At 69.5% G+C, this 21,719-nt stretch carries 22 protein-coding genes and 1 pseudogene; 11 read left to right on the forward strand and 12 right to left on the reverse strand.

Features of this window, described 5'->3' with window-relative positions:
• Positions 1-118: 118 nt before the first annotated feature.
• Entirely contained in the window at positions 119-529 is a 411-nt protein-coding gene (locus tag ACWPN8_RS29275) for a helix-turn-helix domain-containing protein (protein ID WP_492243299.1), read from the forward strand.
• A 1-nt stretch (position 530) separates the two neighbouring features.
• Complete coding sequence (locus tag ACWPN8_RS29280; protein WP_492243300.1) at positions 531-1,853, forward strand: type II toxin-antitoxin system HipA family toxin; 1,323 nt, start codon at positions 531-533, stop codon at positions 1,851-1,853.
• 43 nt (positions 1,854-1,896) lie between these two features.
• Here ACWPN8_RS29280 and ACWPN8_RS29285 read toward each other — a convergent pair whose 3' ends face one another.
• From ACWPN8_RS29285 to ACWPN8_RS29335, 11 genes and pseudogenes are all read right to left on the reverse strand, one after another.
• Positions 1,897-2,802, reverse strand: a complete 906-nt coding sequence (locus ACWPN8_RS29285) for a TauD/TfdA dioxygenase family protein (RefSeq protein ID WP_492243301.1) — start codon at positions 2,800-2,802, stop codon at positions 1,897-1,899.
• Positions 2,803-2,834: 32 nt separating this feature from the next.
• Entirely contained in the window at positions 2,835-3,533 is a 699-nt protein-coding gene (locus tag ACWPN8_RS29290) for a ThuA domain-containing protein (RefSeq protein WP_492243302.1), read from the reverse strand.
• Positions 3,530-4,318, reverse strand: a complete 789-nt coding sequence (locus ACWPN8_RS29295; RefSeq protein WP_109448955.1) for an SDR family NAD(P)-dependent oxidoreductase — start codon at positions 4,316-4,318, stop codon at positions 3,530-3,532. Before ACWPN8_RS29295 ends, ACWPN8_RS29290 begins: the two co-directional genes overlap by 4 nt.
• A 105-nt stretch (positions 4,319-4,423) precedes the next feature.
• A complete protein-coding gene (locus ACWPN8_RS29300; protein WP_492243303.1) occupies positions 4,424-4,984 on the reverse strand; it encodes a hypothetical protein in 561 nt (186 codons plus the stop codon).
• Positions 4,985-5,010: 26 nt separating this feature from the next.
• A complete protein-coding gene (locus ACWPN8_RS29305) occupies positions 5,011-5,817 on the reverse strand; it encodes a sugar phosphate isomerase/epimerase family protein (RefSeq protein WP_492243304.1) in 807 nt (268 codons plus the stop codon).
• Positions 5,814-6,629 carry an SDR family NAD(P)-dependent oxidoreductase gene (locus ACWPN8_RS29310; protein ID WP_492243305.1) on the reverse strand — a complete coding sequence of 272 codons (816 nt, stop codon included), beginning with the start codon at positions 6,627-6,629 and terminating at the stop codon, positions 5,814-5,816. Before ACWPN8_RS29310 ends, ACWPN8_RS29305 begins: the two co-directional genes overlap by 4 nt.
• 14 nt (positions 6,630-6,643) lie before the next feature.
• Positions 6,644-7,624 carry an ABC transporter substrate-binding protein gene (locus ACWPN8_RS29315; protein WP_492243306.1) on the reverse strand — a complete coding sequence of 327 codons (981 nt, stop codon included), beginning with the start codon at positions 7,622-7,624 and terminating at the stop codon, positions 6,644-6,646.
• Positions 7,621-8,643 (reverse strand): amidohydrolase family protein, encoded by a 1,023-nt coding sequence (locus tag ACWPN8_RS29320; protein ID WP_109448963.1) that lies wholly within the window; start codon positions 8,641-8,643, stop codon positions 7,621-7,623. Before ACWPN8_RS29320 ends, ACWPN8_RS29315 begins: the two co-directional genes overlap by 4 nt.
• 76 nt (positions 8,644-8,719) lie before the next feature.
• On the reverse strand, positions 8,720-10,237 hold the full coding sequence (locus tag ACWPN8_RS29325; RefSeq protein ID WP_492243495.1) for an ABC transporter permease: 1,518 nt from the start codon (positions 10,235-10,237) through the stop codon (positions 8,720-8,722).
• Positions 10,234-10,542 carry a hypothetical protein gene (locus ACWPN8_RS29330; protein ID WP_492243501.1) on the reverse strand — a complete coding sequence of 103 codons (309 nt, stop codon included), beginning with the start codon at positions 10,540-10,542 and terminating at the stop codon, positions 10,234-10,236. Before ACWPN8_RS29330 ends, ACWPN8_RS29325 begins: the two co-directional genes overlap by 4 nt.
• A gap of 61 nt (positions 10,543-10,603) precedes the next feature.
• Positions 10,604-11,470, reverse strand: a pseudogene (locus tag ACWPN8_RS29335) (ABC transporter ATP-binding protein); the annotation flags it as partial.
• Here ACWPN8_RS29335 and ACWPN8_RS29340 point away from each other — a divergent pair.
• From ACWPN8_RS29340 to def, 3 genes are all read left to right on the forward strand, one after another.
• Positions 11,391-12,323, forward strand: a complete 933-nt coding sequence (locus ACWPN8_RS29340) for a LysR family transcriptional regulator (protein ID WP_158285411.1) — start codon at positions 11,391-11,393, stop codon at positions 12,321-12,323. The pseudogene ACWPN8_RS29335 and the gene ACWPN8_RS29340 overlap by 80 nt on opposite strands.
• Positions 12,324-12,488: 165 nt before the next feature.
• The gene (locus ACWPN8_RS29345) at positions 12,489-13,349 is read left to right on the forward strand and encodes an urea carboxylase-associated family protein (RefSeq protein ID WP_492243307.1); all 861 of its coding nucleotides are present in this window, start codon (positions 12,489-12,491) and stop codon (positions 13,347-13,349) included.
• A gap of 77 nt (positions 13,350-13,426) precedes the next feature.
• A complete protein-coding gene (def, locus tag ACWPN8_RS29350; RefSeq protein WP_211099166.1) occupies positions 13,427-13,963 on the forward strand; it encodes a peptide deformylase in 537 nt (178 codons plus the stop codon).
• Positions 13,964-14,031: 68 nt separating this feature from the next.
• On the opposite strand, the gene ACWPN8_RS29355 is transcribed toward def, so the two are convergent.
• On the reverse strand, positions 14,032-15,507 hold the full coding sequence (locus tag ACWPN8_RS29355) for an aminotransferase-like domain-containing protein (RefSeq protein WP_492243308.1): 1,476 nt from the start codon (positions 15,505-15,507) through the stop codon (positions 14,032-14,034).
• 341 nt (positions 15,508-15,848) lie between these two features.
• Here ACWPN8_RS29355 and tauA point away from each other — a divergent pair, with 341 nt between their 5' ends.
• The 6 genes from tauA to ACWPN8_RS29385 are packed head-to-tail and all read left to right on the forward strand — an operon-like array spanning position 15,849 to position 21,617.
• Positions 15,849-16,856, forward strand: a complete 1,008-nt coding sequence (tauA, locus tag ACWPN8_RS29360) for a taurine ABC transporter substrate-binding protein (protein WP_492243309.1) — start codon at positions 15,849-15,851, stop codon at positions 16,854-16,856.
• A 45-nt stretch (positions 16,857-16,901) separates the two neighbouring features.
• Complete coding sequence (gene tauB, locus ACWPN8_RS29365; protein WP_492243310.1) at positions 16,902-17,726, forward strand: taurine ABC transporter ATP-binding subunit; 825 nt, start codon at positions 16,902-16,904, stop codon at positions 17,724-17,726.
• Positions 17,723-18,604: an ABC transporter permease subunit gene (locus ACWPN8_RS29370; protein WP_492243311.1), complete on the forward strand. Its 882-nt coding sequence runs from the start codon at positions 17,723-17,725 to the stop codon at positions 18,602-18,604. The genes tauB and ACWPN8_RS29370 overlap by 4 nt, the downstream gene beginning before the upstream one ends.
• Positions 18,605-18,631: 27 nt before the next feature.
• Positions 18,632-19,387 carry a TSUP family transporter gene (locus ACWPN8_RS29375; protein WP_492243312.1) on the forward strand — a complete coding sequence of 252 codons (756 nt, stop codon included), beginning with the start codon at positions 18,632-18,634 and terminating at the stop codon, positions 19,385-19,387.
• A gap of 14 nt (positions 19,388-19,401) precedes the next feature.
• Positions 19,402-20,175 carry an SDR family NAD(P)-dependent oxidoreductase gene (locus tag ACWPN8_RS29380; protein ID WP_492243313.1) on the forward strand — a complete coding sequence of 258 codons (774 nt, stop codon included), beginning with the start codon at positions 19,402-19,404 and terminating at the stop codon, positions 20,173-20,175.
• 44 nt (positions 20,176-20,219) lie between these two features.
• Positions 20,220-21,617, forward strand: a complete 1,398-nt coding sequence (locus ACWPN8_RS29385) for an aminotransferase family protein (protein ID WP_492243314.1) — start codon at positions 20,220-20,222, stop codon at positions 21,615-21,617.
• The last annotated feature ends 102 nt before the right edge of the window (positions 21,618-21,719 follow it).

Here is a 21,719-nt window from a genome sequence, read left to right on the forward strand (position 1 = left end):
CATAAAATAACGTACTATCTATAAGACATAGACCGGCATGTCCCGAGACTTCGCTTCGATCTGCATCACGTCTCGCACATGAGAGTTGATTTCCGCATCGCGTATCAGGTGTAAGACGATGAAAGCCCAAGACGGAACCCACAGGACCAAAGGGTCGCCGGTCTATCCGGCGGTGGCTCGGGCAATCGGGAAGCTCGGCCAGGACATCTCTCTCGCACGCCGGTCGCGCCGCATTCCGGCCGAGGATTTCGCGCGGGCGATGGGCGTGTCCCGAGCGACCCTCCATCGGCTGGAGAAGGGCGATGCCGGTGTCTCGCTCAACACGCTCGCGATGGCGCTCAACGCGCTCGGCCGACTGGATCTGCTCACGAACCTTCTCGACCAGACGAAAGACGACGTTGCCTTGATGATGCTCCGCCAGGACGTACCGACCCGCGTCTCGAAGCCTCGGGCGAAGAAAAACGGGTCGAAGCCCGATGACGCCACGGCCGGCCCCATCGTCTCCACCGATGAGGTGGAGGGTTGGTGAGATGACGACACGGAGAATCGACGTCCGGCTCGGAACGAATGCCGTTCCCGTGGGAGAGTTCATTTACGAGAGCACGGGCACCCGCGAAACGTCCGCATTCACCTATCACGCCTCTTGGCTGGACAATCCGCGGGCCTTCGCCATCGCGCCCGACCTGCCGCTCCAGGTGGCTCCGTTCTACCACGTGCGCACGGGCAACGCCTCCGCGCTTCCCGGCCCGATTGCCGATGGTTCCCCGGATTCGTGGGGTCGCGCCATCATCAGGATGGCGCTGGGCGGCCGCGTGGACTCGGAACTCGACTACCTGTTGGAGGCCGACGACGAACTCCGCTCCGGGGCGCTTCGCTACTTCGATAAGCCGGGCCCCGCCGGAAAGCCGCTCGCACCCCCCAGGGAGACGGGCGAGATCTCCATCCCGCGCCTTTTCGACCTCGAGCAGATCGTGGCCGAGTCCCGGGCATTCGAGGCGGATCCCATCCACTACCGGGAGAGCCGGGCGAAGATGCTTCACGGCGGTCTGCTCAAGACCGCCGTCGGATCGCTCGGCGGCGCGCGGCCGAAGGTGAACGCCCGCGATGAGCATGGCGCCCTGTGGATCGTGAAGCTGGCGAAGATGGACGACGAGTATGCTGTCGCCCGTGCCGAGGTTCTGGCGCTCCGCCTGGCCGGGCGCGTCGGCATCAAGGCGTCCACGGCCGATGTGCTGCCGACCGGCCAGCGCTTCCCCGTCGCGATCATCAGGCGTTTCGACCGCATTGCCGGCCGCGCGGACGGTCAGCCGCACGCCCGTGTCCCCTTCATCTCGGCGCAGACCTTCATGGGGCTGCGCGGTGCCGAGCCGGGCAACTACGTCGATCTTGCCCAGCGGATGCTCACGCACTGCGCGGCACCACGGACCGACATGCGCGAACTCTTCCGGCGGGTGATGTTCAGCATCCTGATCCGGAACACCGACGACCATCTGCGGAACCACGGTTTCCTCGCCGCGCCCGGAGGCAAGTGGACCCTCTCTCCGGCGTTCGACGTGAACCCGGTTCCGGAGGAGGGCACCCTGAAAACCGCCATCTCCGAGGTTCACGGCAACGAACTCAGCGTGGCCCGCCTGATCGAGGCCGCTCCGTATTTCCAGACGAGCGAGGACGAGGCCCGCAAGATCGCCATCGGCATGGCCAATGCGATTTCCGCCGAGTGGCGGCAAATCGGAACGAGGCTCGGCATGACCGGGCAGGACATGCGGGCCATCGCCCCGGCGATGGAGAACCGCCAGATCGAGGAGGCACTTGCGCTCGGGCGGACGACGGCTCCCGGCGCCACCATCCCGTGAGGCGGGGCATGCCCGGTTTCCGCTGCCGGGCATGCCGCACCCGTCACTCCGGCACTGAGCCTTTCACCACGACGCGCATGAGCACGCGGCGGTGCTTGCCCATCTCGTAATTGGCGGTGGCGCGGTGCAACAGGCAGCGGTTGTCCCAGAAGACGAGGTCGCCGTGCCGCCAGCGGTGGGTGTGGACGAAGCGGTCCTGCGTCGCATGCTCCAGCAGCTCCTCCAGCAGGGTTCGCCCCTCCTCCTCCGGCATGCCGTCGATGTGGGAGCTGTACATGCCGATGTAGAGGCTCTTGCGCCCGGTTTCGGGATGGGTGCGGACCAGCGGATGGGCGATGGGCGGGGCGGCGGCGATGTCGTCTTCGGTCGGCGGGGCGCTGCCGGTGTAGCGGCGCATGAACTCCAGGCTCTGCACCGTCTTCAGCCCGTCGATCCGCCGGCGCGTCGCCTCCGGCAGCGCGTCGTAGGCGGCGGTCATGTCGGCGAACTGGGTGTCGCCGCCGTTCGGCGGCAGTTCCACCGCCTGCAGCATCGTCAGCAGCGACGGCTCGCGCAGGAAGGACTTGTCGGTGTGCCAGAAATAGTTGGAGCTGATGAAGGGCTTGGCCACCGGGTTGCCGGCGGCGTCCAGATTGGTGATGGTGTGGACCGCATCCCATTTCGACCCGTCGGCCAGCCGGATCATGTGGCTTTCGATGGGGCCGAACAGTTCGGCGAAGCGGTACATGCGCTCCTTGTCCAACGACTGGTTGCGGATCACCAGCAGGTGATGGTCGCGGAAGGCCGTCCGCACCGCATCGACCGTCGCGTCGTCGAGCGGCCGGGACAGGTCGAGCCTGTCGGTCTCCGCCCCGATGATGCCGTCGAGCGGCGTGAACAGGGGAATGGTCGCGGCCGAAGTGGCGGAAGCAGCGGCGGAAGAGGCGGCTGGCGCATGGAGGCTGGTCATCGGGACGGTTCCTCGTGCAGGTCGGTTGGTTTTCAAAGCGGTCGGCGGCAGGCCCAGAGGGCGGCGCGCCTCAGGATTTGGCGGTGGGCGGGGTGTTCCAGGGACGCGCGGTCATGGCCCAGCGTGTCGGCCACCACCCGCCCCAGCCCGGCGTCGCGCGCCCACAGGGCGGGCCAGGCGCATCCCCCTTCCGGCGCCACCAGCGCCAGCGGCCGGACGTCGCCGGCCAGATCGAAGTCGCCGTAGGCCTCGTCGGTGACGGTGAAGGGCGGCAGGCCGGCGGTCAGGGGATGGGGAAGGTCGGTGGGGACCAGGGTGACCGGACCGCGCGGCGGATGGGCGGAGCGGCCCCACACCCAGGCGCCGCCCAGCAGATCCTTCCAGTCCGGCCAGTCGTCGAAGCAGATCAGCGCGGTGTGCAGGCCCAGCAGCCCACCCCCGCCGGTGACGAAGTTCCACAGTCGCTCCCGTCCGGCTTGCGACAGCGAAAAGGCCCAGCGCTCGCGGTGGGGGGCGTATTTCTCGCTGCCCAGCATCCGCCAGCGCAGCGCATAGACGGTGAGCAGGTCGAAGCCGCCCTGGTCCAGCGCCGAGAGCCCGCCTTCGATGTCGTCGGTGACGGTCGAGACGACCCCCGCGCCGGCCAGGATTTCCTCCAGCGCCGGAGCGGCGTCGGCGAAGGGGTGGCCGATGCCGCCGGTCAGGATCAGGTTGCGGACCGCCCCGCTCATCGGTCGCCCGCCAGGGGCTTCACCGCCGGCGCGCGGCGGGGCAAGTGCATCTTCAGGCTGAAGGACACGCCGCCATCGACCATGAGATGCTGTCCGTGGATGTAGCGTGCCCGGTCCGAGGCCAGGAACAGCACCGCGTCGGCGACATCGTCGGCGGTGCCGAGCGACCGGGCGGGAACGGCGGCGCCGCGCACCGCGCGCACCTCCGCATCGGCATAGATCGGCGCCGACATGCCGGCGTCGATGAAGCCGGGAGCGACGGCGTTGACCCGCACGCCGCGCGGCGCCAGCGCCAGCGCCAGATGTTCGGTCAGCAGCGCGACCGCCGCCTTGGTCGCCGGATAGGCCCCGGCGTCGGGGCTGGGGGCGACGGCGTTCAGCGAGGTGATGTTGACGATGGCCCCCGACCCGCGCTCCGCCATCCGCCGCGCCACGGCGCGGGTGACGATGAAGGTGCCGGTCAGGTTCACGTCCACCACGCGGCGGAAATCGGCAACGCTGTGCTCCAGCAGGTCGCCGAAGCGGACGATGCCGGCATTGTTGACCAGCAGGTCGGGACCGTCGCCGAACGCCTCGGTCATCGCGGCGACCACCGCGTCGATCTGCGCCTCGTCGGTCACATCGGCGGTGAAGGCCAGGGCACCGGGAATGCGCGCGGCCTCGACCTCCAGCCCGGCGGCATCGAGGTCGAGCAGCGCCACGCGGTATCCTTCGCCGGCCAGACGGCGCGCGATGGCCGCGCCCAATCCGCCGCCGGCTCCGGTCACCAGAGCGGTCTTGGTCATGCGATCCTCCCGGGAAAGCGGGTTTTGAACATCGACGGAATCGCCGTCGCGGCGTGCTCTGCGCCCATCGCTGTGGTCTTCCTTGTTCCGGATGCGGGCGGCCCGTCAGCCGCGCGGGCGCCTGTTGACGACGGTTCCGGCCTCGGGCTGGAAATAGCTGCGCTCGGGCTTGTAGGTTCCGCTCGCCACGGTGATGCCCCAGCTTCCCGGCTCCAGCGCCATGAAGCCGTGGATGTCGGCGGGCGGGGCGATCACCACGCTGTCGCCCGGCTCCAGCACGCGGTCCTCGACCACGCTCAGGTCGGCCTTGCCGGGAACCGAGCCGTCGTCGCGCCGCTCATAGACGGTGTGCTTCACCCGCCCCCGGTAGATCGCCATGCTCTCCCAGTTGCCATGGTCGTGGACGGCGATGGGCTGGCCGTCGGGCAGCTCGAACAGCAGGATCGACAGGTCGCCGTCATGGTAGAGGTACTGGGAGTTGGCGACGTGGTTGCCGATGCGCGGCACGCCGGCCGTGCACAGGTCGGGCCGGGCGGCGAGTGCCGCCAGCGGTTCGCGCAGCGCCTCCGTCAGGCGGGCGGTGTCGTGTCCGTGCGTCTCGATCGCCCGGATCGCCGCCTGGGCGCAGGCGCGGATGGCGGTGCCGGTCTCGGGGCTGGCGGCCATGATGGTTCCTCCTGGGTAGGCGGTGGTCAGAGCGTCGCCAGCAGGCGGCGGGTGGCGGCAACGGCGCGTGCCACGCGGGCCGGCGCGTCCATCGTCCGCGCCAGGGCGGCGGTGGGGATTTCGAGGGCGAGCGGCAGGCCGAGCGGAAGCGCGCGCAACAGCCCGGTCAGGTCGATGCCGCCGTCGCCGGGAAACAGCCGCTCCTTCACCGCGGTGTGCAGCAGGGACTCGCGGTCGGTCCGATAATCGCGCGGGGCGTCGCAGAGATGCATGTAGGCGAACAGGCCGGATGGGATCGCCGCCACCTCGGCCGGCGTGCCGCCGGAGCGGTCGTAATGCAGCGCGTCGAGCGCGATGCCGATGTTCGGGCGGCCCATCCGGCCGATCAGCCGGGCGGCGGCGGCGGCGCTCGGCACGCTCATCCAGGGCACGAACTCGAACTGCACGCTCAGTCCGAAGCCGGCGGCATCGTCGCACAGCCGCCCCAACCTTGCCGCCAGCCGCCCCTCGTCGGGGTCGTCGCCGGTCGCCAGAACATGGCGGGCGCCCAGCTCGGCCGCAGCCTCCAGGAAGGGGCGGAAGGCGTCGAGGTCGGTGTGGGGCAGGACGCGGGCGGTGTTGGCGTCGAGCGCCGTGACGCCGCGGTCGGCCATGCGCCGCTTCATCTCGCGCCTGAGGGCGGGGTCGGCCAGCAACGGCATCGGATCGCCGTCGGGCTGGCCGCCCAGCAGGCGCAGGCCGACATGGGCGCAGCCCTGGTCCGCCGCCACCGCCACCATGTCGGGCGGCGACAGCTCCGGCACCGTGTAATAGGAGAGCGACAGCGGGTTCACGCGGCACCTCCCGCCTGGAGGGGGGCGGGAGCCGGACGGACGCCGCCATACTGCGCCCAGCTGCCGGCGACGTGCCATCCGGCATCCACCACCAGGTTGACGCCGGTGATCGCCGACGCCCGGTCGGAGGCCAGGAACTCGATGCTCTCCGCCACCTCGCGGGGCTGCACGATCCGGCCGAGTGCTGTGAATTCGGCCGGATCGGCGGCGTAGCGGCCCGACCGGATCCGCTCGACCACCCGCGGCACCAGCGTCGAGCCGGGCGAGACGCAGTTGACCCGGACCCCGGCGCGCCCCCATTCCCCGGCGAGGTTCAGCGTCAGGCTGACCACCCCGGCCTTGCTCGACGCATAGGCATGGACCGGCACCGAGCCGATGGCGGCAATCGACGCGATGTTGACGATGCTGCCCCGTCCCTGCCGCGCCATGCGGGTGCCGAAGGCGCGGTTGGCGTAATAGGTGCCGGTCAGGTTGACGTGGATTGTGCGCTCCCACACCTCAAGCGGCAGCTCGGCCGGCGGCAGCACCGGCTGGAAGACGGCGGCGGCGACCACCAGCGCGCCGACCGGGCCGTGCGCCGCCTCGATGGCCGCCGCCGCCCGCTCCACCGCGCCGGCGTCGGCGATGTCGAGCGCCAGCGCGGCGCCGCCGAGGTCGCCGGCCACCCGTTCCGCAGCATCCGGGTCGAGGTCGGCGACCGCCAGCCGCCAGCCGCGCGCCGCCATCAGCCGGGCGGTCTCCTCGCCGATGCCGTTGCCGCCGCCGATGACGACGGCCAGCGCGCCGTCCGCGGTGGGGATTTGCTGGGTCATGGCGGAATGCCCCGTCACTTGCGCAGGTCGGCGGCGAGGAAGGAGCTGTCCAGCACCTTCGACCAGTCGACCGGGCCGGACCATTCGCCCATGCGCTCCATGCCCTTGACCCAGATGTTCAGGGCGTCCATGTCGAAGTCGCCCTGGCTCCAGTACTTGATCGCCGCCATTCGCTTCATCGAGGCGGTGGCGACATCGACCGGCAACGTGTCGCCATAGCGCTTGGCGACCATCTTCGCGGCCTCTTCCGGATTCTCGTAGATGAAGTTCACCGCGGAGCGCCAGGCGGCGAGCAGCCCGCGCAACTGGTCCGGGCTCTTGCGCATGAAGTCGCCGGTGGCGACGCCGACGGTCGGCGTCATCGACGGCAGGTTCTCCAGCGAGAAGGCCACCTTGTAGCGGTCCTTGCGGGCGCTGTAGAGCGGCTCCAGGATCAGCGCCGCATCCACCCCGCCCTGCTCCAGCGCCGACAGGCCCGAACCGACCGATCCCAGCGCCACCATGTCGGCCTTGCCGGGGTAGCCCGCCGCCTCGAAGGCCATGACGACCATCAGCTCGCTCGACGATTTCGGCGCGGTGATGCCGACCTTGCGGCCGACCAGATCCTTGACCGAGGACACGCCGCTGTCCGGCCGCGTCACCCACAGCAGGTCGTCCACCCGGCGGATCGCGGTGTGGACGATGCGGATGTCCATGCCCTGCCGGATGCCGGCCAGCGCGGTGGAGGTGCTGACGATGCCGTAGCCGAGGCCGCCGCCCACCATGTTGCGGATGCCGGTGCCGCCGCCGACCGAACTCATCACGTCGGTGACGTCGACGCCGCTCTTCTTGTAGTCGCCGCGCTCCAGCGCCACCGCGATGGGGGCGGTGTTCAGCAGGGCGCCATAGTGGGACGCCATGATCTCCAGCGCATGGGCCTGCGGTGCCGAGGCCATCAGGCCGCCGATCAGCGGCACCGCCGCCAGCGCGCGGGTCAGGAAACGGGTGATGGTCATGGCGTCCCTCCGTTGTGCGTTTTGTCTTTTCTCAGCAGCCGGCGGGCGTTGCCGGCCAGTGCCGGCGACACGGCGCCGTGGTGCCCGTCCTCCGGCTGGTCCCAGCCGGCGAAGTTGGTGCCGAAGACCAGCCGGTCCGGCCCGACCACCTGGGTCAGCAGCGCCAGCGCCCGGTCGTCGTTCAGGTGCGTGTCGAACCACAGGCGCGACAGCATCTCCTCGAAGGCGCCGTCCTTCTTCATCGACTGGCTGGCCCACGGGCGCTTCATGCCGGCCTGCGCCAGCCGCCCGGCGGTGAAGGCGGCGGCACCGCCGCCATGGCTGATCCAGACGTCCAGCCGGGGATGGCGCTCCAGCACGCCGCCGAAGATCAGGGTGGCGACGGCGATGGTCTCCTGCGCGGCGAAGCCGATGATGACGTCAAGGTCGAAGCGCTTCAGCGCCGGGTCGCCGGGCGGCCCGTCGATGCCGGCCGGGGCCGGATGCAGGAACAGCGGCACGTCCAGCCGGACGAACGCCTCGTAGAGCCTGTCGAACTCCGGGCTGTGCAGCGGCTCGCCCGCGAATTCGGTGCCGGTCGCCGCCCCCCACAGCCCCAGCTCGCCGACGGAGCGCTCCAGCTCCTCCGTCGCCGCGCGCGGATCCTGCATCGGCAGGGCGGCCAGTCCGCCCAGCCGGTCCGGATAGCGCGCGACCAGCTCGGCCAGCGCGTCGTTGTGCCGGCGGCAGAAGGAGACGGCGGAGGGCACGTCGATGTGGTGGAAGTAGTTCAGCGGACTGGCCGACAGCACCTGGAAATCGATGCCGGACCGGTCCATGCGGCGCAGCCGCAGCTCCGGGTCGGTGAAGGGGCTGTTCAGGTGGCGGACGCCGCTCAGCCGGTAATTGCCGACGCGATACCAGGGCTGGCCGGTCTCGTCGACGCCATGCTCCGGGCCGTGGATGCCGGCGGCGCCGTTGGTCGCCTCCAGACGGACATGGGCATGGACGTCGATCAGCGTCGCGGTTTCGATGGGCATGGGAAGGTCCTTTCCGCCGGACAGGCCGGCGGCCGGGAAGGAAGGGCTGGCGAAAGGCGTCGAATACGGGCGCCGCTCAGGCGACCCGGTGCATCCGGTTGTCGAGCGCGAGCAGCGCGCTGTTGACCGCCAGGGCGAACAGGCCGATCAGCACGGTGACGCTCATCATCGTCGCGGTGTCGTTGACGCTGATGCCGTTCATGATCATGAAGCCCAGCCCGCGCTTGGACGCGAACATCTCGCCGACCATCACGCCCAGCAGGGTGATGGAGAAGCTGATGCGCAGGCCGGTCACGATCTCCGGCACCGTCGCCGGCACCAGGACCGCGGTCAGCGTCTGCATCCGCGTCAGCCGCATGGCGCGGGCCGAGCGCCGCAGCACCGGGTTCATGGCGCGGATGGCGCCCATGGTGACCAGCATCATCGGGATGAAGCCGTGGAGCGTGCCGAAGGCGACCTTCGCCGGCATGCCGAGCCCGAACAGCAGCAGGATCACCGGATAGAGCGTGACCTTGGGAATGGCGTAGAGAGTGACGAACAGCGGCTCCAGCACGTCCGAAAGCGCACGGTTGGCACCGATCAGCACCCCCGCCAGCCCGCCGCCGAGGCAGGAGATCAGCAGCGACAGCCCGAGCGCCTTGGCGGTCTCCGCCACATTTTCCCAGAAGGACGGGTTGCCGAACAGGACGGTCATCCGGTTCAGGGTGACGGCGGGCGAAGCCAGCGCCTCGTCCCCGGCTAGCCCGTGGAACAGCTGCCAGCCGCCCAGGATCAGCAGGGCGATGACGGCGGCGGCCACCAGCTTCTCCCCTGCCCCGGCGGTGTCGCGGGCGGCGCCGACGCGGCCCGCACCGGAACGGTGGCGCACCCGCTGTTCCGCCCAGTGCAGCAGCACGGTCAGGCTGGAGACGAAGACCACGACGAACAGCAGCAGCGCGTACATCGTCCGGTCCTGGAGATTGTTGTACGCGAAGGCGATGGAGTAGCCGAGCCCGCTGCCGGCCAGGATGAACTCCGCCCCGATCACGCCGGTCACCGAATAGCTCAGCGCCAGCTTCACCCCGGTGAAGATGTGCGGCCCGGCGGCCGGAAGCTGGATCAGCAGCGCGTCCTGGACGCGGTCGAGGCGGTAGGTGCGGCCGACCTTGCGCAGCACCGGCGGGATGCGGTCCAGCCCGGACAGCGTCGCCGTCACCATCGCCATCACCGCATAGAGGAAGCCCATGGCGATGATCGGCAGCGCGTTCATGCCGAGCAGCACGATGAACAGCGGATACAGCACGAAGAACGGCAGGGCGTAGTAGCTGGCGATCAGCGGCTCGACCGCCCGGCGGACCCGCGGCAGGGCGTGGAGCGCGACGCCGCCGGCAAAGCCAACGACCATCGCGGCGACGGCGGCGGCCAGGATGTTGCGCAAGGTGAAGCCGATCTGCGACCAGAACCCGTCGGTTCCCATCAGACGGACCAGCTCGGCCAGCATCTCCGACGGCGGGATCATGGTGGCGCGCCCGACATAGCCCAGCCGGCAGGACGCCTCCAGCGCCAGGACGGTCGCGGCGGTGATCAGCAGGCGCTGGATGCCGGCCCGCGTCATCCCGCGACCCTCCGCTGGCTGGCCATCGCCTTCAGCGACTCCTCGCGCAGCGTGTTCCACAGCCGGGTGGTGACCTCGCCGAAGGCGGGTTCGGCGGCGATGGCGCTGGTGCGGTCGCGCGGCCAGCCGGTCTCCATGATCTCGATGAAGCGGCCGGGGCGCGACGACATCACGCCGATGCGGTCGGACAGCATCGCCGCCTCGTCCAGCGCATGGGTGATCAGCAGCACGGTCGCCCCGCTGGCCCGCCACAGCCGCAGCAGCTCGTCGCCCATCAGCAGGCGCGTTCTGCTGGTCGAGCGCACCGAACGGCTCGTCGAGCAGCACGAGGCGCGGACGCATCACCAGCGTGCGGGCGATGCAGACGCGCTGGCGCATGCCGCCGGACAGCTGGTTGGGATAGGCGTCGGCGAAATCGTTCAGCCCCATGAAATCGATGGCATGGCGAACGCGCTCCTCCGCCTCCGCACCGCGGAAGCCGGCGCGGCGCAGGCCGAAGGCGATGTTGTCGCGCACGGACAGCCAGGGGAACGACGCATCCTCCTGGAAGACCACGCCGACCCCGTCGGGAACCGTGCCGCGCACGCGCTTGCCTTCAAAGGTGATGCTGCCGTCGGTTGGGCTGCTCAGCCCGGCCAGCACGTCGAGCAGGGTGGATTTGCCGCAGCCGGACGGCCCGACGATGGAAAAGAACTCTCCCCGGCGCAGGTCGAGGTCGACCGGACCCAGCGCATGGACCGCCGATCCGAAGATGCGGGTGACGCCGGTCATCACCGCGTGGGCGCCGGCCGCGAGGCCGTTGGAACCCTGGGCACCGCTCGGACCCTGGGCGCGGCCGAAGGGAATGGGCTGCGCCGGATGGGACGCGCCTGCCGCATCCTGGGGGACCGGTGCTCTTTCTGACGATAGGCCACGCATGGGCTGCATCTCCCTCCCGGTGTCGGGCGTTCGGCGTTGCGCCTGAATTCTGTTTGTTTTGTAAGCATACAAATGCAGCCCGCCGGCCCTGTCTAGGACAGCTTTGGACCACCCCCATACAAAAATTGTTTGCCCTCCCCCACCGCCGATGCGAGGCTTCCGTCCCTGCCGGTGGCGTGCCGCAGGGCCGCCCCACTGGACCGCCCCACTGGACCGCAACGATGGATCGCGACCGATGCGCAGCCGCCAGTTGGAAAGCTTCATCCTCGTCTGCGAACTGGGCAGCATCAGCAAGGCGGCGCTGGCGCTGAACATCGCGCAGCCGGCGCTGGGGGTGCAGATCAAGGCGCTGGAGCGGGAGTTCGGCGTGCCGCTGCTGGTCCGCACCGTCACCGGAACCCACCCCACCCCGGCCGGCCTCCTCTTTCTGGAAGAGGCGCGGCTGATGGTGCGGCGCCTGCAGGACTTGAAGCGCTCGCTGCGCGAGGCCGCCGGGCAGGTTCCGAGAACGCTGGCCGTGGGACTGACCCCCAGCCTGTCCGGACTGCTGGCCGGCAGGCTGATGGAGCGGCTGCACGGCGCCCTTCCGGGGGTGGAACTGAAGCTGTTCGAGGAGCTGAGCCATGCCCTCATCGGCCATGTCTCGTCGGGCAAGCTGGATCTGGCGCTGGCCTACACGGTGCCGCGCAGCCGCATGCTGCACCGGGAACCGCGGCTGAACGAGGCGCTGTGCCTGATCACCCATCCGGGTTCGCGGTTCGACGGGACCGGCCCGCTGTCGCTGGCGGCCATCGCCGACGCCGACCTGGCGATGCCCAACGAGGGCGATCTGGTCAGGCGCCTGGTGACCGATGCGATGACGGCGCGCGGTCTGGTGCCGAACATCGCCTTCTCGCTGGAATCGATGCAGGCGATCAAGGACATGGTCCGGCGCGGACTGGCTTGCGCGATCCTGCCGCACAGCGCCGTCGCGGAAGACATCCAGGCCGGCACCCTGGTGATCCGGCCAATCTGCGACCCGGCGCTGATGCGCACGCTGTTCCTCATCCATCCCGCCGGAAGCGAGGTGAATGCCGCTACGGCACAGGCGCTGCGCATCATCGACGGCCTGCTGGACGAGTTGAGGCGGAGGGACCGGAACTTCACCGTCGCGACGGAAGAGGAGTGATGGTTTCCATATGGCCGTTACCGATCTCAATGGTGTTGTCGGTGCCGATCCCGGTGAAGGCTTCGGCCCAGGGCGCAGCCCGATTGCGCAACAACCCCTGAACCGTCCTTGAACAGTCCCTGAACAGCCCTCGCCGCGAGCGGGCACAATCGAACGGAAAAGCCAATGAAGCCCACCCCCATCACCGCGCCCCCCGCAGATGCCGCTGCACGCAAGGCGGTCAGGCCGGTCATCTGCTATCCGACGCAGAGCCTGCCGCGTGCCGATCTGGCGGCATACCGCGCGGTGCGGGACGGGATGGAACTGGTCGGGACGGTGGTGGTCCCGCCGCGCGATGCGGCCACCTGGACCGTGCCCGCCGGCCACTTCTGCCGCATCGTCTCGACCGAGGGCGCACAGGTTGGCGACCTCAACCTCTTCAACGCGAACGATCTGAAGGAGCGGCTCTACACCGGCAAGACCCGGGCGCTGAACGGCACCCATGTGGGGCTTGGCGATCAGCTGTTTTCCAACCTCCCCTATCTCCGCCCCATCGCCACCATCACGCACGACACGCTCGACTGGTACGGTTTCGACGAATTCGGCGGGTCGGTGCATGACGTCATCGGCACCCGCTGCGACCCCTACACGCACAACCTGCTCAGCAGCGGGGACCATTACCACCACTGCTGCCATTCCAATCTCACCCGCGCCCTGGCGAAAGCCACCGGCATGAGCCTGGCCGAGGCCGAACCCCACATCCACGATGTGCTGAACGTCTTCATGTGCACGGGCTTTACCCGGGACACCGGGCAGTATTTCATGAAGGCGAGCCCCGTGCGGCCGGGCGACTACCTGGAGTTTTTCGCCGAAGTGGACCTGCTCGGCTGCATGTCCGCCTGCCCCGGCGGCGACTGCTCGTCGGAGCACTCCTCGGACACGGCCAGTTGCCATCCGCTTCTCGTCGAGATCCACAAGCCCGCCCGACTGCCGGAGGGATGGCGCGCACCGGCCATCAATGGCTACGACCGAAGCCACGGCTGCTGAACGGCTCAGAGCGGGCTTGCACTGCGGTCGATCTCAATGACTCATTGAGATCATCGGATCGGATTGACGGACACATCATGCGCGAAATCTTGAAGATGGGTGATCCCCGGCTGCAACGGGTGGCGAGGCCGGTCGAGGATATCCACGACCCGGCGGTGAAGTCGCTGATCGCCGAGATGTTCGAAACCATGCATGCCGCCAACGGTGCCGGGCTGGCCGCACCGCAGATCGGCGTCGACCTGCGGGTGATCATCTTCGGCTTCGACGCCAATCCGCGCTACCCGGACGTGCCTCCCGTCCCCGTCACCACGCTGATCAATCCCTGGTTCGAGAAACTCACCGAAGAGGTCGAGGAGTCCTGGGAGGGCTGCCTGTCGGTTCCGGGGCTGCGCGGGATGGTTCCGCGGTGCACGCACATCCGCTATGGCGGCACGCTGGAGGACGGCACGACGCTCGTCCGCGAAGCGAAAGGCTTCCACGCCCGGGTCTTCCAGCACGAGTTCGACCACCTCGACGGCTTCCTCTATCCCCAACGGATCGTGGACATGTCCAAGTTCGGCTTCATCGACGTCCTGTTCCCAGAATCCGGACTGGCCGATCTGGAAGAGCACTGACACGACCCAGGCGGGAGATGTCCTTGCCCGAAAACCCCCAATCTCGGTGCCGACGGGGTCACGCCGGTTCACGCCGCCAGCAAAGCCCCAAGGCGGCGTAACCCCGGTTCGATCCGGTGAGCGGCAATGGAGGTGAAGCCCAGCCGGAAATACCGGCGGCCCTCGGCGGGATCCAGAAAGAAGATATCGCCGGCTTCGATCAGGACGCCCTGATCGCGTGCCCTGCGAACCAGATCGCGGCTGTCCAGGTCGGGCGGCCCTTCGATCCAGAAACTCTTCGCGCCGAAGTCGCGGCGGGGCCGGCAGCCGGGCAGAAGCTTCGGCAGCAGTTCGGCGATCAGCTCGGCCCGCTCCTCCAGCACGGCGGCGGTCCGGCGCAGATGCTGGCGGTAATGGCCGAGCTGGATGAAGGTGGCGAGGCTGCGCTGGTTGTTGGTCGGCGGGTGGCGCAGCATCAGCCGGCGCAGGACGCGCAGCTCGTCGATCACCGGCTTCGGCGCCACGATGTAGCCGATGCGCAGGCCCGGCGCCAGGATCTTGGAGAAGCTGCCGGTGTAAATCACCCGGTCGGCCCGGTCGAGGCTCTTCAGGCAGGGCAGATCGGCATCGCCCTCCACCGACAGGTCGGATTCATAGTCATCCTCGATCAGGACGACGTCGTGGCGGGCGGCGGCGTCCAGCAGGGCGCGCCGCCGCCCCATCGGCATCACGGCGGTGGTCGGACACTGGTGCCCCACCGTCACGAAGGCGACCCGGCGGCTGGCGAACACCGCATCGGGCAGGACGCCGAAGCCGTCGCAGGTCAGCGGCCTTATGTCCGCCGTCGCCATGCCGACCATGTGGCGCACGTCGGGATAGCCTGGATTCTCGATCCCCACCGGCGTGTCGCGGCCGACCAGCAGCTGGACCAGCATCGACAGTGCATGCTGGGAACCGATGGTGACGATGATCTCGCCCGGACCGGCGAAGATGCCGCGGCGGGGCAGCACCTTGTGGCGCAGTTGGTCCAGCAGGTCGGGGTCGTCGTCGTCGATCATGTCGCGGGCCCAGCGGGTGATCTCCTGCACGCTGGACGCCGCCTTCACGCTCTCCCGCCATGGGTTGGTCGGAAACAGGCTGGGATCGAACTGTCCGAACAGAAAGGGATAGGGATAGTCCGTCCAGTTGCGCGGCTTGGTGATCTGCGGCAGGCGCGACGGCCGGATGGCGAAGCGCGCCGCCCAGCCGCCGGCCTTGTCCGCCGCGGCGCCGGTGTGCGTGGGCTCCGACGCACGCCGGTCGTCCGACGGGGCAACGAAAAAGCCGCTGCGCTCCCGCGCGACCAGCAGGCCATCGTCGATCAGATGCTGATAGGCAGCGTTGACGGTGTTGCGCGAGATGCCCAGCGCCTCGGCAAGGCTGCGGCTGGAGGGAACCCGCATGTCGGGTGCCAGCAGGCCGGTCTCGATGGCGTCGGCGATGATGCCGCGGACGCGCGCGCTCAACCCCTGCGGGTCGCGCTCCATCCCGCCGAAAAGAAGCCGCCAGGCGGTGTCGATCTGCATGGTGCAACCGTCCTTCTTTCCCCGAAACCATCGCGCCGGCCATCACGCCGGGCTGCCTGCCCCGGTATGCGGAAAAGCAAGAAGGGTGCCGGCCGGTGACGGGCGGAAAGGCGTCGATTGCGGCGGCCGGGATGGTTACCGGACGGGCGTCTGCCCAAAGGGGCGCCACATGGCGCGGGATGGGGCAGCGGATCGGGCGCCGGACCAGTCACTGCCGCAAAGCGGGAGGATCTGGACCTTTCGGCGGGGGCGGCGGCTGGGTCCTAATGGCCGCATCGGCCTAATGGTCGCATCGGCCCAATGGTCGCATCGGATTGACCGGCCTCGACGGAGACCCCGCCATGACCTTCAGCAAGACCCTGCTCGCCACCGCCTTCGTCGCAATCGGCGCGCTGTTCGGGGCCTCCGCCCCGGCCGTGGCCGCGGAGAAGACCGTCACCTTCGCCTATCAGGACATGATGACCCCCATCCGCGTCCTGATGGAAAGCGGCGAGCTGGAGAAGAAGACCGGCTATGCCGTGAAATGGGTGAAGTTCGGCGGCGGCGGCGACGTGATCCGCGCCATGTCGTCGGGCAACGTCGACATCGGCGAGGCGGGATCCTCCCCCATCGCCGCGGCGGCCTCGCAGGGGCTTCCCATCACGCTGTTCTGGATCCTGGACGACATCGCCAACGCCGAGCAGCTGGTGGTCCGCAACGGCAGCGGCATCAAGTCCATCGCCGACCTGAAGGGCAAGACGGTCGCCGTTCCCTTCGTCTCGACCTCGCACTACCAGCTGATGTACGCGCTGCAGGAGGCCGGGCTGTCGGGCAAGGACGTCAAGCTGCTGAACATGCGTCCGCCGGAAATCGCCGCGGCGTGGGAGCGCGGCGACATCGACGCCACCTTCATCTGGGCGCCGGTCCTGACCGCCGCGAAGAAGACCGGCACCGTCATCGCCAGCGCCGGCGATTTCGCCAAGAAGGGCAAGGCGACCTTCGACGGCATCGTCGCCACCAAGGCCTTCATGGCCGCCAACCCCGACTTCATGACCACTTTCGTCAAGCTGCTGGCCGCCGCCGACGCCGATTACGCCAGGACCGGCGCCGGCTGGACCGCGACGTCGCCGCAGGCCGCCGCCATCGCCAGATGGACGGGTGCCGCCCCGGCCGACGTGCCGGACGGGCTGGCCGCCTACCGCTTCCCGACCCTGGAGGAGCAGGCGTCCAGGGAGTGGCTGGGCGGTGGTGCCGCCGAGGCGCTGAAATCGACCGCCGAGTTCCTGAAGAGCCAGGGCCGCGTCACCGAGCTGGCCCCCGACTACGGCCCCTTCGTCACCGCCGACGTGGTCAAGGCGGCGGCGAAGTAACGCTCCGCCGCTCCTCCGCCCCCCCTTCACGCCGGGAGACCAGCCATGCTCGAAGTCCGCAATGTCAGCGTCCAGTATGGCGGCGGGGAAAGCGCCACCGTCGCCCTGTCCTGGGTCGATCTGACCATCGAACCGGGGGAATTCGTGGTGGCGCTCGGCGCGTCGGGCTGCGGCAAGACGACCCTGCTGTCCTGCATCGCCGGCTTCCTGCCGCCGACGGACGGGGAGATCCTGCTGGACGGCAAGCCGGTCGCCGGGCCGGGGGCCGACCGCGGCGTGGTGTTCCAGCGCCACGCCCTGATGCCCTGGCTCAGCGTGGCCGACAATGTCGCCTTCGGCCTGAAGATGCAGGGCATGGGCAAGGCCGAACGCGGCCGGCGCGCCCGCAGCATGCTGGAGCTGGTCGGGCTGGCGTCCTTCGCCGACAAGCGGATCTACGAGCTGTCGGGCGGCATGCAGCAGCGCGTCGGCATCGCCCGCGCGCTGGCCGCCGACCCGCGCATGCTGCTGATGGACGAACCGCTGGGGGCGCTCGACGCCTTCACCCGCGAACAGATCCAGGAGCTGATCCTTCGGGTGTGGGCGGAGACGCGGAAGATGGCCTTCTTCATCACCCACGAGGTGGAGGAGGCGATCTTCCTGGCGACCAAGCTGATCATCATGACGCCGCGCCCCGGCCGGATCGCCGAGACGATCCCGCTCGATTTCAGCCGGCGCTTCCTGGCCGGGCAGGACGCCCGGTCGGTCAAATCCTCCCCCGATTTCATCGCGATGCGCGAGCGGGTGCTGGGCTTCATTCATGAGCGCAGCGACCAGGGGCACGAGCGCAGCGACCACGGCAGCCACGCCGCCACAGGAGAGGCCGCATGAAACCGACCGCCACGGAGCAGGCGCGATCCGCCAAAAGCCTCGGCACCGGGCTGACCGGCATCCCGACCGGGATGGTGCCGCTGGGCCGGCTGCGCCGCCGGATGCAGGGCTTCCGGTCGCAGCCGGCGCTGGTCAGCATGGCGGCCATCCTGGCGGCGCTGGCGCTGTGGGCGGCGCTCACCGGCCAGGGCGTGGTCAAGCCGCTGTTCCTGCCGAAGATCGGGACGGTCTTCCAGGCCTTCCTCGACGCGGTGGATGGACGGATCGACGGCGCGCCGCTGGCCGAGCACATCGCCATGAGCCTGCTGCGCGTGGTCAGCGCCTTCGTGCTGGCGGCGCTGATCGGCATCCCGGTCGGGCTGGCGACCGGGTTGAGCACGACCCTGCGCGCCGCACTGGATCCCTTCATCGAGTTCTACCGGCCGCTGCCGCCGCTGGCCTATCTGCCGCTGGTCATCATCTGGTTCGGCATCGGCGAGACCTCGAAGATCCTGCTGATCTTCTTCGCCTGCTTCGCCCCGGTGGCGCTGGCCGCCCGCGCCGGCGTGTCGGCCGCCGCCGCCGATCAGGTCAACGCCGCCCGGGCGCTGGGCGCCAGCCGCTGGCAGGTGGTGGTGCATGTGGTGCTGCCGGCGGCCCTGCCCGACATCCTGGTGGGCTTGCGCATCGGCATGGGGGTGGGCTGGACGACGCTGGTCGCCGCCGAGATGGTCGCTGCCTCCACCGGGATCGGGCAGATGGTGCTGAACGCCTCCAACTTCCTGCGCACCGACATCGTGCTGATGGGGATCTTCGTCATCGGCGCCTTCGCCGCCCTGTTCGAGTTCGGCATGCGCTGGCTCGAACGCCGCCTGGTGCCCTGGAAGGGCAAGGTCTGACGCCACGCCGGGAAGGTATCGGGTCCGATGTCGATGATCCTCTTCGGGGGCGTGACCTTCCTCGCCGCCGCCTTCCGCGGGGTGACGGGGTTCGGATATGCGCTGATCGCGGCGCTGGGTCTGCTGTTCCTGCCCTCTCCGGCGGCCGGCATCCCCTTCATCCTGATCAGCGACCTGCTCTTGACCTGTTTCCTGCTGCTGGACCGCGACCAGGGGCGGGTGGACTGGGCGGTGTCGGGGCTGCTGCTGGCGATGGGCTTCGCCGGGGCGCTGTGCGGCAGCCTGATCGCCGCCAGCCTCGACGAGGCAACGTCGCGGCTGCTGGTCGCGGCGACCATCTTCGGGGCGGCCTGCGTCGCCCTGGTGCGCGAGCCGCCAGCCTGGCTGCGGCACCGCGCAATCGGCGGCGCCATCGCCTTCACCGTCGGCGTGCTGCTCGCCGCCTTCGCCGTCGGCGGGCCGTTGATCGCGGCGTGGCTGCTGGCCGGCGGGCGGGACCGGCGGACGATCAAGGGCACGCTGGCGGTGTTCTTCGGGGCAGTCGATGCGCTCAGCCTCGCCGGCCGCGCCATGGTCGGGGCCATCGACCCCGGCGTCGCCGGGCTGCTGGCGACCTACATGGCCCCCACCCTTGCCGGCTTCGCCGCCGGCCGGCTGCTGTCCGCCCGCCTCGGCGTCGAGGGCTGGCGGCGGCTGGCCTCCGGAGGATTGTTCGCCGTGGCGGTCGCCGGGCTGATCCAGACCGCCGTCACGCTGGGCCTGAGCCTCGCCACCCCATCATGAGGAAAGATCGCACCATGTCGAACACCACGCCAAAAACGGCAATCGTCACCGGCGCCACCTCCGGTTTCGGCGACGCCATCGCCCGGCGGCTGGTGGCGGAGGGCTGGCGGATCGTCGCCACCGGCCGGCGCCGGGACCGGCTGGACGCCCTGGTCGAAGCGCTGGGCGGGCCGGATGTCGTCCATCCGCTGTGCTTCGACATCCGCGACGAGGCGGCGACGAACGCCGCCCTCGACAGCCTGCCGGAAGAGTTCGCCGGCATCTCCGTCCTGGTCAACAATGCCGGGCTGGCGCTCGGCACCGGGGCGGCGCAGGACTGCGACCTCGACCAGTGGCGCACGATGATCGACACCAACGTCACCGGGCTGGTCACCATCACCCGGCTGCTGCTGGACCGGCTGATCGCGCGGCGCGGGCTGATCGTCAATCTCGCCTCCATCGCGTCCAACTGGCCCTATCCGGGCGGCAACGTCTATGCCGGCACCAAGGCCTTCGTGAAGCAGTTCTCGCTCGGCCTGCGCTGCGACCTGTCGGCGCGGGGCGTGCGCGTGACCTCCATCGAGCCGGGCCTGTCGGAGAGCGAATTCACCCTGGTGCGCACCGGCGGCGACAAGGCCGCCTACGACGCGCTCTATGGCGGGGCCGACCCGCTCCAGCCCGAGGACATCGCCGAGACGGTGCGCTGGGTGGTCTCGCTGCCCCCTCACGTCAACATCAACAGCGTGGAGATCATGCCGGTGAGCCAGTCCTGGGCGCCGTTCAGGATCCACCGCGAAACACCCGCCTGATCCCGCCGCAACCGGCACCGCATCCGACCCCCAGGAGATGACCGATGGATGACGTCCTTCGGACCGACCAGTCACGCACCAACGACATCCGCCACGTCATCGAGGCCGACCGCGCCCATGTCTGGCACCATCTGACCCAGCACAAGGGGTTCGAGACCACCGACCCGCGCATCTTCGTCGAAGGCAAGGGAATGCGGGTGTGGGACGCCGCCGGGCGCGAGTATCTCGACGCCGTGTCGGGCGGCGTGTGGACGGTCAATGTCGGCTATGGCCGGGCCAGCATCGCCGACGCGGTGCGCGACCAGCTGGTGAAGCTGAACTATTTCGCCAACTCCGCCGGATCCATCGCCGGCGCCCGCTTCGCCGAGAAGCTGATCGCCAAGATGCCGGGGATGAGCCGGGTCTATTATTCGAACTCCGGCTCGGAGGCGAACGAGAAGGTGTTCAAGATGGTGCGCCAGATCGCGCACCGGCACCATGGCGGCCGCAAATCCAAGATCCTCTACCGCGAGCGCGACTATCACGGCACCACGCTCGGCACGCTGGCGGCGGCGGGGCAGGCGCAGCGCCGCGCCCAGTTCGGCCCCTTCCCCGACGGCTTCGTCGAGGTGCCGCACTGCCTGGAATACCGCAGCCAGTACGGTGCCGTGGAGAATTACGGCGAGCTGGCCGCCGACGCCATCGAGGCGGTGATCCTGCGCGAGGGGCCGGACACGGTCGGCGCGCTGTGCCTGGAGCCGATCACCGCCGGCGGCGGCGTCATCACCCCGCCGAAGGGCTATTGGGAGAAGGTGCAGGACATCTGCCGCCGCCACGACGTGCTCCTGCACATCGACGAGGTGGTCTGCGGTCTCGGCCGCACCGGCACCTGGTTCGGCTACCAGCATTACGGCGTGCAGCCGGACTTCGTCACCATGGCGAAGGGGGTGGCGTCCGGCTATGCCGCGATCTCCTGCACCGTGACGACCGAACGGATCTTCGAGCTGTTCAAGGACGACCCCGCCGATCCCATGTCCTTCTTCCGCGACATCTCGACCTTCGGCGGCTGCGTCGCCGGGCCGGCGGCGGCGCTGGAGAACATGCGGATCATCGAGGACGAGAATCTCCTCGCCAACACCCGGGCGATGGGGGAGCGGCTGATGGCCGGCCTGTGGGAGCTGTCGGAGCGCCACCGCGCCGTCGGCGACGTGCGCGGCAAGGGCCTGTTCTGCGGCGTCGAGCTGGTGCAGGACCGGACGACGAAGGAGCCGGCGGAAGAGAGGCTGGTGCAGGCGGTGGTCGCCGACTGCATGGCGAACGGCGTCATCATCGGCGCCACCAACCGCTCGCTTCCCGGCCTGAACAACACGTTGTGCCTGAGCCCGGCATTGATCGCCACCGCCGACGACATCGACCGCATCGTCGCGGCCATCGACGGCGCCTTGTCGCGCGTCTTCGGCTGAAGGACGGCACGTCCGCAAGCCCGGTTGCCGCCGGGTTGCCGGTGCTCCGCCTGCTGCGGGGCACCGGCGCGGTGGAAGGCGGCCTTGCGGGTCCACGATGCC

The sequence above is a fragment of the Azospirillum sp. UENF 112521 genome (genome assembly GCF_058780665.1).